The following is an 11,476-nucleotide window of genomic DNA, read 5'->3' as shown; positions in this document are numbered from 1 at the left end:
TGTCCATAGCTATGGCCTCTCTATCCCAAACCTTCGATACGACCCGCGCCGAAATCGTCACCGCAATGGAGCAGCGGATCGAGAAGGGCGATCGCACGAAACTCACCAAAAAAGAACTGGAGGAGTTGATCGCTATCCTCGTCGCCAAGCTCGTGGAGATGAATGCCCTGGGCACTGACACCAAGGCGGCAATTGACCGGCTCTGTGCGGCGGAGCAGGCGCTTTTGTGGAATGTGCTGACAAAGAGACCAAAATCGCCTGTAATCTTTACGAAAAGAGGCTTTGTGGCGTTTTGGCGTTTCCCCAGTTTTATCTGTTTATCTGCCTGTTCTATGACTCCTTATCCAAAACTTACATTGCTTGAGCAACTATAGCGGTTCCTGAGCACATGAGGTACACCTCGATTAAGGGAAGCCTTGGAGATTAGGGGCTGGGGCAATTGACCTATACCTCATTCGAATAAGAACCGCTATATTGCCATTGAATAATTTTCCTGAAGATTCGTTTAAAGTTTTTGAACTTCATTGGAACTCTAAATTATAGTTTTTATCTAGCAATTACCTTATAATCTGCTCCTGTTAAATCTACCAAGGAAGAAATTGTGTCTCTTTGGCACGAGTTAAACGCTTGTGAGCATCAGGGATAAGACACAATGATAGGCTATGTTCCTGAACAGATCTTGACTGTGAAGAGTTATGAGTCGTCGTCACATCAAATCGTCATGCACTGCTCTAAACTAATTTTTAGAGGTTTGTAGATAGCGCCACGTTTCATAACAGATCTCTAAATTTATTGTCAATGAATCACGGTGTCTATCCTAAGTATGCTTTTGAACTAATGCATTTTTTTCGAATAGTATTCGAATACATAGAAAGATCAAAAAATATAAGGCTTAGAGCGGGAATATTACACATTTTTTAACTCATTTTGCTGCCGTAAGGAAGGTTTTAGCTATGCCAATTTCACCCACTTACCCTGGGGTTTACATTGAAGAAATCCCCAGTGGCGTTCGGACAATAACTGGTGTTTCTACGTCAGTGACAGCCTTCATCGATTACTTCAAACGAGGTGCGATGGCAAAGGCAACTCAAATTTTTAGCCTGACCGATTTTGAGCGTGAATTTGGTGGGCTAGATGCCTCCAGCGAAGCGAGCTATGCCATTCAGCAATTTTATTTAAATGGTGGCGGTGAAGCCTGGATTGTTCGGGCCGCGTCGGGCAGTTTTGCCAATGCCGCGATCGCCATTCGCAGCAGCACGTCTGGAGCCGCTGTGTTGACCTTGCAGGCCATTAGCGCAGGGGATTGGGGCAATAATTTGCGGGCTCGCGTTGACAGCATCAACAACACTCGATTTGATGTCACCCTGTCAGAGCTCAGCGCCGATGGTGGCGTGTTGCGCCAAGAGACCTTTCGCAACATGACCATGGGCACGGGCAGCGAGAGTGTGAAAACTATTCTCAACGACACGGGCAGTGGGTCAAAGCTGGTGACGATTCCTACAGACCCCACCGGAACAACCATTCCATTGGTTAACGGAACGCTATCTGATGCCTTTACCCTGCCCTTTACGTCCATTGCGGCGGCAACAGGGCGCAAGGTGCGAGTCACGATTGATGGCCAGTCTAAGGATGCGAATTTAGGAAATGAGGAGTTCACTTCGCTAGAGGAGGTGCGCGATCGCCTTCAGGCGGGCATTCGGGCGGCGCGTCCCGATTTGCGCACCTTTGCCGAAGCCGTGGTCGAAATTTATAGCGTCAACGCGACGAGTGCGAAATTGCGAATTTTGGCTGGCCCCGGCAAGCCCGACAACCGGGTTGTCTTTGCCGAAGTCCCGCTAGACCCTGGCCCGCCCCCAGTCCCAGGAGACGCGAACTCGGTCAATGACCTGAAGCTGACCGGGGCAAACGTGATTACCAACGTGCAGGCGTATACCTCAACCACCTCAGCGATCGCCGATACGGGGCAGGCAGCAGGCAGCAGCGGAAATAACGGCTCAGTACCCAATGAAGCAGCACTGCAGGCCGCAATTTTAGCGCTCAAAGATGTCAGCTTTAATTTGCTGTGCATTCCTCGCACGGCGGATATGGCCGACCCCGATGCGATCGCCGTCATCTCCACGGCGCTGACCTACTGCGAGCAGCGTCGCGCTTTTTACCTGCTTGATCCGCCCAAGTCCATTAAAACGGTGCAGGGCATCAAAGATTGGTTTAACACCAACGGCACCCTGCGCACCCGCAACGCGGCGACCTACTTTCCACCCGTGCAAATTGCCGACCCATTGAACAAGTTTCGGCTCAAGTCCGTGGCCCCAAGCGGCACCTTGGCTGGGGTGTATGCCCGCACCGACACCGAGCGCGGCGTGTGGAAAGCCCCCGCAGGCATCGACGCCACTCTGCGCGGAGTGCAAGCGCTGGACTATCTGCTCAATGACCCCGAAAATGGCACCTTGAACCCGCTGGCGATTAATGCGCTGCGATCGTTCCCGGTGTATGGCACGGTGGCCTGGGGTGCCCGAACGCTGCGCGGAGCAGACGATCTGGCTGACGAATACAAATACATTCCGGTGCGGCGACTGGCGCTCTTTCTCGAAGAGAGCTTGTTTCGTGGGCTCAAGTGGGTGGTTTTTGAGCCCAATGATGAGCCGCTGTGGGCGCAGATTCGCCTGAACGTGAGCGCCTTTATGAACAACCTGTTCCGACAGGGTGCGTTTCAGGGGAAAACCCCGCGCGAAGCCTATTTTGTGAAGTGCGATCGCGAAACCACTACGCAAAACGACATTAACCTCGGCGTCGTGAATGTCATTGTGGGCTTTGCCCCGCTCAAGCCCGCCGAATTTGTCATCGTCAAGATTCAGCAAATGGCCGGTCAGGTCGTCGTGTAATTGAAAGGATGTAGGTCATGACTCAATTTACGGTGAATGCCCAACGGTTTGACCCCTACAAAAACTTCAAGTTTCGGGTGAAGTGGGACGGCAAATATGTGGCCGGGGTCAGCAAAGTGGGCTCGCTGAGAAAAACAACCGAAGTGGTGAAACATCGCGAAGGCGGCGACCCCAGCACCTCGCGCAAATCGCCAGGGCGCACGGAATATGAGGCGGTCATGCTAGAGCGAGGCGTGACCCACGACAAAGAGTTTGAGCGCTGGGCCAACAAAGTGTGGAACTTTGGCTCTGGCCTCGGCGCTGAGGTGTCGCTCAAAGACTTTCGCAAAGACATCATTATCGAGGTTTATAACGAAGCGGGTCAGCTCGCGATCGCCTATAAGGTGTTTCGCTGCTGGGTGTCTGAGTTTCAGGCCCTGCCCGACCTTGATGCCAACGCCAATGCGATCGCCATTCAACACATCAAGCTCGAAAACGAAGGCTGGGAGCGCGACTACGAAGTCACCGAACCCAGCGAACCGACGTTCAGTGAACCATAAGCCTCGATCATGTGCCCCCTTGCTGCCTCAGAGATATTGACCCTGTGGGAACAGGGGCTGAACCAGACGACCCTCGACCGGATGCTCACCCTGGTGGGGGCTGTGCTGCCGGGGCTGTCGGCCGAGCAGGTGGGGCAGTTGCCGATTGGGCAGCGCGATCGCGTGCTGCTGCGGCTGCGCAAGCAGCTGTTTGGGTCACAGTTGGTCAGCGTGACGCAGTGCCCCGCCTGTGGCGATCGCCTGGAAATGGCGTTTTCAACGCAGGAGATTTGCCTGCCGATGCCTGACGCAGTACCTCAGGTGGTCGAGGTGCAGCAGGAGGGCTATCGCGTCAGGGTGCGCCTTCCTACCAGCGTCGATCTGGCCGCGATCGCCCAGATGCCCACCCACAGTGTCGAGACCCTGCGGCAAACCCTGCTGGAGAGGTGTGCGCTTGAGGCGCAGCACGCTCGGGAGCCGATCGCGCCAGATGCATTGCCTGAGTCCGTGATTGGGGCGATCGCCCATCACCTGTGGCAGGCCGATCCGCAGGCCGACATTCAGCTTAATTTGAGCTGTCCGGCCTGTGGTCACGAGTGGCAGACGCCCTTTGAGATTGGGGCCTATTTGTGGAGCGAGCTGCACGCCTGGGCGATGCATGTGCTGCAAGAGGTGCATCTTTTGGCCTCGGCCTATGGGTGGTCAGAAGCCGACATTTTGGCGATGACGCCCCGCCGCCGCCAGCTCTATCTCGACCGGATCGGGTCAACCTAGCCACAGTCAGGAGTTCAGCAGATGGTTTTTAACTTGGTCTATCCACTTTCCCACTTCGCGTGAGAACCAAGATTTTGAGGATGTTTAGGGACGCGTTGCGTCCCTAAACATCCTCAACTACATCAGTCCTAAATGGTTTAAGGATGTCACGGTATGAGCGATTTTTTGACTCATCTGGTCAGCCGCAGCATTACCCCGGTGCCCTCGGTGCAACCCCGTTTGGCGTCACGGTTTGAGGCGATCGCTCCTACTGGGGACATTGCACTCAACAGTCCCTTTGATGCTGAGCAGATTCAAGGCACGAGCACAGCGCAAGTTCTCCCCCTGCCCCCGATAGAGCCTGCTTCTCAAAATCCAGTGATTTCGGCTGAACCTCTGACAGCCCCAACCGACAGACAACCGATCCGCAGCGCTGCCCCCCTCCAGGCAGTGCCGCCGCCAGGTCAACAGTCCCCTGAGCCTGCTGTACCAGCGGATTCAAGCATCCCCGAACGCCCGATCTCGGCTGAACCCCGGCTATCTGAGCCGCGATCGCCCAGTTTTCCATCGCGTGATCAGTCGAACCTCTCACCTCCTTCCTTGGAGCCGTTGGGGTCAGAGGAACGGGGAACGGCCCATCCCCAAGAGGCGCGATCGCCCAGTGTCCCTACAGTAATGATTGAACCGGTAATGATCGAGGTGGAACGCCTGATTTCTGATACTCCTCCCCTAACTGGAACGCAGGCTCCTTTCCCGGTGCGAGAGTTGCCCCAGCCGTTCCCAATCCCAGGTAAGGTCGCGCCCCTGGAACGCGGTTCGCGTGCAGTAATGCCCGCGCCTGAAGCCTCGACTCCACCGACGATTCAGGTCACCATTGGGCGAATTGAGGTTCGGGCAACGGCTCAAGCCCCTGCAGCCAGGCCAACTTCAGCCCCAGCGAAACCATCCCTCAGCCTGGAACAATACTTGCACCAGCGTGCAGGAGGTCGCCCATGAGCAATCCCCTGGCGATCGCGGCGGTCACCTCAACCCTGCGCTACCTGCTTGAGCAAGAGCTGAAACCGTTTGTTTCCGATGTGACGGTGACGACCTATCCTCCCGATCGCGCCTTTGACAAAAACAATCCGGCCAATCAGGTCAACCTGTTTCTCTACCACACCACTGCAAACGCGGCTTGGCGCAACCAAGACCTTCAGCCACACGTGCGATCGGGCGAAATCGGGCAACCGCCGCTGGCGCTCACCCTGCAATATCTGCTGACGGCCTACTCTAAGGCTCAAGACTACCCCGACCCGCTGAGCCATGCCCTACTGGGGCGATCGATGAGCTTTCTGCACGATCACCCGGTTTTGTTGCCCAGTGATATCAAGAATGCGCTGGCCGCGAACCTGGCTGACTATGACCTCTATGACCAGGTTGAACGCGTTCGCATTACTCCGCTAAATCTGTCGCTTGATGAGCTGACCAAGCTGTGGACGACCTTTCAGACGACCTATCGCATCTCGGCTACCTATGAGGCATCGGTGGTGTTGATTGAGAGCCGCCGCCCAACGCGATCGCCACTGCCAGTCTTGCAGCGAGGGCTTGGTGACTTTGGCGCAACGGTGCAGCCCGACATGCTGCCGCCCTATCCAGTGTTGGTTGAGGCCACGCCGCCCGATCGCCAGCCTGCGGCTCGACTGGGCGACACGATCACGGTAAGCGGGGCGCGGCTAGAGGGCGATGTGCCGCTGCTGCGCTTCACCCATCCGAAACTCACCGACCCGGTGCCCGCCACCGTGGTAAGCCGCACCGCCACCACGATGGAAGTCAAGCTTTTGGATGTGGCCGATGACCCCACCGCCGCCGATACCTGGGTGGCAGGCGTTTACACAATGGCGGTGGTGTTTCGCCCCGTCGGAGACACTGACGCCCTGCGCGATCGCCCTACCAACGAGGTGCCCCTTGCCGTTGCTCCTCGCATTGTGTCGCTCAGCGCCTCTGCAGCGATGGTGGCCGGGCGGCGCGTTGTAACAATTCAAGTAGCCTGTAACCCCAAGGTGCGATCGGGGCAGCGGGCGTCCCTGTTTTTGAGCGATCGCGGCGATGGACCTGTGTTGCTGCCGGTCAGCAACCGCGAGCTGCTCGCCAGACCCCAGGCCCCTCAGGTCGAGGGGGCTCCCGTGGTGCAAACCGACACGCTTGAGTTCCCGGCGGGCGATATTCTGGCAGGTACGTACTTTGTGCGGCCTCGCCTGCGCGTCGACGGGGTTGATAGCTTCCTCGTGGTGGACTATAGCGCCACACCGCTTCAGTTCACGCCCTTTCAGTCGTTGGCGATTCCAGCCTAGCCCTATGAATGATCTGGCCCAATGGCACAAAAAGAATGAAGGGTATCTGGCAATCGCCCTCACCTGGCTGCGGCTGACGCTGAGCCAGCGCATCCAGCAGCAAGCGGCCAAGGGGCAAGAGCCAACCGAGGCCGACGCAGAAATCACTAGCAAGCTCAAGCGGCTGCGTCAGGCGATGGATGAAACGGCTCAGCAAGAGGTGCCGCCCGCGCTAGTGCAGATCAGCCAGCGGTTTGGCCTGAGCCCGTTTGAGCAAGATACGCTGCTGCTGTGCGCGGCAATGGAGCTTGACACCCGCATTGCGGGTCTATGTAGTCGGGTGCAAGACAATCCGCAGCGGCCCTTTCCGACCTTTGCGCTAGTGCTAGCGCTCTTCGAAAATCCCGCCTGGGAGGTGCTCTCGCCTGAGCAACCGCTACGCTACTGGCGGCTCATCGACATTCACCAGCCCAACACGCAAACCCTGACCACCAGCGCCCTGCGCATTGATGAACGCATTCTCAATGCCGTCAAAGGGTTAAACTATCTCGACGATCGACTCAGTCCGCTGATGCTGCCCCTGGAAGCCGAGGGGGTTGAGCTGCCCCTGCCGTCCTCCCATCAAACGCTGGTTGAAACGACCCTCGATCGCCTGCGCCACTACGAGCCGCCAACGCCTATTCCCCTGGTGCATCTGTTGGGCAGCGACACCCTCAGCAAACAGCTCGTGGCGTCGCATCTGGCCAGTGAGTTGGGGCTTTACCTCTATCGCTTACCGGCTGAGCTGCTGCCCACCCATACCGCTGAGCTCGAAACCCTGGCACGGCTCTGGCATCGTGAAAGCCTGCTGCTGCCGATCGCCCTCTATCTAGATGCCCATGAACTCTCGGCCCCCAATGAGCTACAGCCGCTGCGTCGGTTTTTTGCCCGCAGTCAGGGGTGCTTTTTCCTCGATACGGCGGATGTGGTGCCCCGGCTGGGCCGCACGGCCATCATTCTGGATGTGTCTAAACCCACCCCCAGCGAACAGCACACTGCGTGGACTGCATTACTTGACCCCGCAGACCTAGCGCTACCCGACTTGCTGTCTGGGCAATTTAACCTGAGCCTGCCCACCATTCAGGCGATCGCCCAGCAGTCGCAGGAACGCCCGTTGACAGAGTCCTACGAGTTCTCCCCATCCGACGGGTCATCGCCCCATCCCCTCTGGCAGGCCTGCCTCACCGCCACCCGCAGTCGGCTCGATGCCCTCGCCCAACCCCTCACCCCCAAAGCCACCTGGGATCAGCTCGTCTTGCCCCAAGACGCCGCCGATCTGCTGCGCCAAATTTCTGAGCAGGTGCGCCAGCGCAGCACCGTGTATGAGACCTGGGGCTTTCATCAGCGCATGAATCGGGGACTGGGCATCAGCGTGTTGTTTGCCGGGGAGAGCGGCACCGGCAAAACCATGGCCGCCGAGGTGCTGGCCAATGACCTACAGCTTCATCTCTATCGCATTGACCTGTCGGCAGTGGTCAACAAATACATTGGCGAAACCGAGAAAAACCTGCGCCGCCTGTTTGATGCGGCAGAAGATGGCGGCATGATTTTGTTCTTTGATGAGGCCGACGCGCTGTTTGGCAAACGCAGCGAGGTGAAAGACTCGCACGATCGCTACGCCAACATTGAGGTCAACTACCTCTTGCAGCGCATGGAAGCCTACCGGGGGCTGGCGATTTTGGCAACCAATATGAAAGATGCCCTCGACCCGGCCTTTTTGCGGCGGCTGCGGTTTATCGTCAACTTTCCCTATCCCGGTTTTGACGAACGCCGCGTGCTCTGGGAGAAGGTGTTTCCCCCCGAAACCCCTCTGGCCTCACTGGATTTTGACCATCTGGCGCGGCTCACCCTGACCGGAGGCAACATTCACAACGTTGCGGTGAATGCTGCCTTTTTAGCCGCCCAAGCGGGCAGTGAGGTGACAATGCCCATGGTGCTGCAAGCGGTGCGAGTTGAGCTGCGCAAGCTCGATCGCCCCATCAATGAAGCCGAGTTGCGCTGGCAGGAGCAATAATGTCATGGAGATTCAGCCCCACATTCTTCCCCAGACCGCAGAGTTCCGGCCAGATGCCCCGGTGCCCCAGTTGCCTGCCGTGGGCGATCGCCCCCCCACGCAACCCGACGTACAACTGCACATCGAGCGAGTGATATTTGAGGGCATCGACCTTTCCCAGGCTCAGCGCCCCAAACTGCAGGCCGCGCTGGAGGCAGAATTGACACGACTGTTGAGCGAACGCGGATTGGGCGAACACTGGCACACGGGCGGAGCCATTCCCCACCTGAGCGGTAACCTCCTGACCCTGAGCACCCCCATCGACCCCGTTCGCCTCGGGAAACAGCTTGCCCATGCCATCTATGAAGGCTTGCGGCCATGACCGAGCGATCGCGCCTTCTCCAGATTCAAGCGCCTGCACAGACAACGCCTCAGGTCAAACCTGACGTGCAGCAGCATGAGGCGATCGACCCCGAGTCCGAGCCATTGGCCCCGATAAATGCTACTCCATCTCGCGATCGCTTTCGGCATGACTTTTCTCAGGTGCCGCTGCGGGGCGCTCCGCTGATTCAGGCGAAGCTGACGGTCAACCCCTCCAACGACGCCTTTGAGCAAGAGGCCGACCGCGTGGCTGAGCAGGTGATGAGCACATCCCCAAGCGCTGAGGTGCCCGCCATTACGCCTCTAAGTGGAGCGCTACCGCAGCGCCAGATTCAGCGTCAAGCTCAGCCCGAACCTATGGGCGCTGAGGAGGAAGAGGTCGAGGAAGAAATTGAGCCCGACCCCAGAGAAGTGCTGCAGCTAAAAGCGAGCAGCGGAGCCCCGGCACCGCCCAGTGTGCCACTCGAAACTACGCTAACCAATACCCAGGGGCGAGGGCAGGCCATGCCCCGACCGACCCAAGACTTTATGGAAAGTCGCTTTGGCGTCGATTTCAGCCACGTGCGGGTGCATACCAACGCAATCGCATCTCAGCTCAGCCAGTCGCTCTCGGCGTTGGCGTTTACCCATCGCAACCACATCTACTTTGGCGCTGGAGCCTTTCAACCCCAGACCCAGAGCGGGCAACGGCTGCTGGCGCACGAATTGACCCATGTGATTCAGCAGTCCCCTCACATTCGCCGCAAGCCAACCTCAAGCGTTGCGCCAATGGTGCAGCTCAAATCTGATGCCGCCATTCAGCGCAGTGAGGCGCTCTATTTTTCAACCCACGGAAACCAGGGTTATTTTCGCTTTGCGCGGCAGTTCCATCGCGATCGCGGCTTTCCACCTGCTGTGGATGTCAGCTCGATCGAAGAGCTGACCGAGCACATGATCACGCTGCCGCGCCCGATCACGTCAGTTCGGTTAGTGACACATGCGGTGCCCAGCGGCATCTTTTTACCCCTGCTGCGCGGCGGTGGCACCTCCCTCTTCCAGCAAGACATGCAGCTTGAGAGCATGGGCTCCCTTGAGCGCGAACTGGGCACTGAGCACCCCACCGTAGGGACTCAAAATCAGGTGATGGTGGCCGAGCACCATATCGTGCCGCAAGAGTGGGTGCGGCAAAGCTGGCTCGAAATTAACTGGACTCGGGGTGGAGTCGATGTTTTGATAGAAAACATTCATTTGCTGCGCGATTCGCCCGACCCCAGTCGCCACGGCACCTTGCCCGATCTGGAAATGCACTCGCTGTTTTGGTGGATTCTCGACCGAGAGCTGGTCAGCGCACGGCGTGATCGCCCTGACCGGCGAGGCCGCATGCGCAGCGAACCCGTCCTCAGCATGCCCGATGCGACGCGCCAGCTCCTGCTGCAGGCCATCAACCGCAATATTGAAATTTTCCGCAATCGCCTAATCAGCACATCTTGGGGAAACGCCGCTTCCATGAGTCGGCTTGAGAACATGATTGCTCAGGTCGCCCCGCGACTGATTGACCGCGCCATTGACAATAGCACCCTGCCCAACAACGCCTTTGCACTGCCCACCGATCGCTACCGCTCCATTCAAGATGCGATCGAGCGGGGCACCTACCCCGACAACCACCTGCGGGCCGTCAATTTGCTGGCGGGCGGTGCAGACTTCCAGATTCGCGGCTGCAACATCGGCCAAAACGTCAGCTGGCTTGAGAGCTTCCGCGACTACTGGGGCCACGGTTCAGCCGCCAATCCCATTCGCCCCCACGTCAGCGCCCCCAAAATTCGTCAGTTCTATGGCCGCCGCACCCGCCGCGTTGGTCGCCGCCGCGTTACCGAAACCCTGGAATGGCTGCAAGACAATCGCGGTCGTCGCATCTACCCCGGTGACCCGCAGTATGAAGCCAATATCGAGCATGCCCGCTAACGGCAAACCCTCGTTTATTTCTAAATTTGGTTTATGAAATCGATGCAAAGCACCCAACGAGCCTCAACGGCCTCCTCCACAACCGAGCAGCCAACCACAGCTGGGCTGTCAAGGCACGCGGCAACCGCCACAGTGCCTCATGACGTGCAAAACGAAGTGCGATCGCCAGGCCAACCCCTAGACAGCGCCACGCAACACGCGATGGGGGCTCGCTTTGGCCACGACTTTAGCCAGGTTCGACTGCATACGGGCGATCGCGCTGCTCAGTCAGTGCGGTCAGTCAATGCAAACGCCTACACCATCGGCAATGACGTTGTTCTAGGGAATGGCGCACCACTCAACTCCCGGTTGGGGCAACATATGCTGGCGCATGAATTAGCCCATGTGGTACAGCAAGAGCGTGGAGAGAGGGGCAAACCAACCCTGGAGTCTTCTCATTCTCGGTTAGAGGCCGATGCTCAGCAAGCGGCAGCCGCCCTCTCTCAAGGCACCACGGTTCAGGTCGCCTATGCCAGCGCGGTTGGGCTGGCCCGAGAGCCGCGATCGCTGCAAGTTTCACTCAACCTCAGTAGATCACAAAGGATTGAGGCAGGGGCTGAATTTGTAGGAAAGGGGTAGGGTCAGGCTAGAAGATCTTGGACGAAAAGCCATGACAACCTG

The 11,476-nt window shown here is 57.9% G+C and carries 10 protein-coding genes; all 10 read left to right on the top strand.

Annotation, left to right across the window (positions count from 1 at the left end):
• Positions 1-374, top strand: a 374-nt coding sequence (locus AC0QKW_RS00775) for a hypothetical protein (protein WP_473149160.1), incomplete at its 5' end; no start/stop codon positions are given.
• 699 nt (positions 375-1,073) lie between these two features.
• Positions 1,074-2,882 carry a phage tail sheath family protein gene (locus AC0QKW_RS00770; RefSeq protein ID WP_473149159.1) on the top strand — a complete coding sequence of 603 codons (1,809 nt, stop codon included), beginning with the start codon at positions 1,074-1,076 and terminating at the stop codon, positions 2,880-2,882.
• 17 nt (positions 2,883-2,899) lie between these two features.
• A complete protein-coding gene (locus AC0QKW_RS00765; RefSeq protein WP_473149158.1) occupies positions 2,900-3,421 on the top strand; it encodes a phage tail protein in 522 nt (173 codons plus the stop codon).
• Positions 3,422-3,430: 9 nt separating this feature from the next.
• On the top strand, positions 3,431-4,174 hold the full coding sequence (locus AC0QKW_RS00760; protein WP_473149157.1) for a T4 family baseplate hub assembly chaperone: 744 nt from the start codon (positions 3,431-3,433) through the stop codon (positions 4,172-4,174).
• A gap of 153 nt (positions 4,175-4,327) precedes the next feature.
• Entirely contained in the window at positions 4,328-5,149 is an 822-nt protein-coding gene (locus tag AC0QKW_RS00755; protein WP_473149156.1) for a hypothetical protein, read from the top strand.
• Positions 5,146-6,483, top strand: a complete 1,338-nt coding sequence (locus AC0QKW_RS00750) for a Pvc16 family protein (protein ID WP_473149155.1) — start codon at positions 5,146-5,148, stop codon at positions 6,481-6,483. Before AC0QKW_RS00755 ends, AC0QKW_RS00750 begins: the two co-directional genes overlap by 4 nt.
• 4 nt (positions 6,484-6,487) lie before the next feature.
• A complete protein-coding gene (locus AC0QKW_RS00745; RefSeq protein ID WP_473149154.1) occupies positions 6,488-8,515 on the top strand; it encodes an ATP-binding protein in 2,028 nt (675 codons plus the stop codon).
• A gap of 4 nt (positions 8,516-8,519) precedes the next feature.
• On the top strand, positions 8,520-8,876 hold the full coding sequence (locus tag AC0QKW_RS00740) for a hypothetical protein (protein WP_473149153.1): 357 nt from the start codon (positions 8,520-8,522) through the stop codon (positions 8,874-8,876).
• The gene (locus AC0QKW_RS00735) at positions 8,873-10,816 is read left to right on the top strand and encodes an eCIS core domain-containing protein (protein ID WP_473149152.1); all 1,944 of its coding nucleotides are present in this window, start codon (positions 8,873-8,875) and stop codon (positions 10,814-10,816) included. Before AC0QKW_RS00740 ends, AC0QKW_RS00735 begins: the two co-directional genes overlap by 4 nt.
• Before the next feature lie 132 nt (positions 10,817-10,948).
• Positions 10,949-11,434 carry an eCIS core domain-containing protein gene (locus tag AC0QKW_RS00730; RefSeq protein WP_473149151.1) on the top strand — a complete coding sequence of 162 codons (486 nt, stop codon included), beginning with the start codon at positions 10,949-10,951 and terminating at the stop codon, positions 11,432-11,434.
• The last annotated feature ends 42 nt before the right edge of the window (positions 11,435-11,476 follow it).

The organism is Pseudanabaena sp. PCC 9330, from assembly GCF_055795045.1.
The sequence above is the reverse complement of the archived record's forward strand: the minus strand, read 5'-3'. Positions and strand labels throughout refer to the sequence as shown.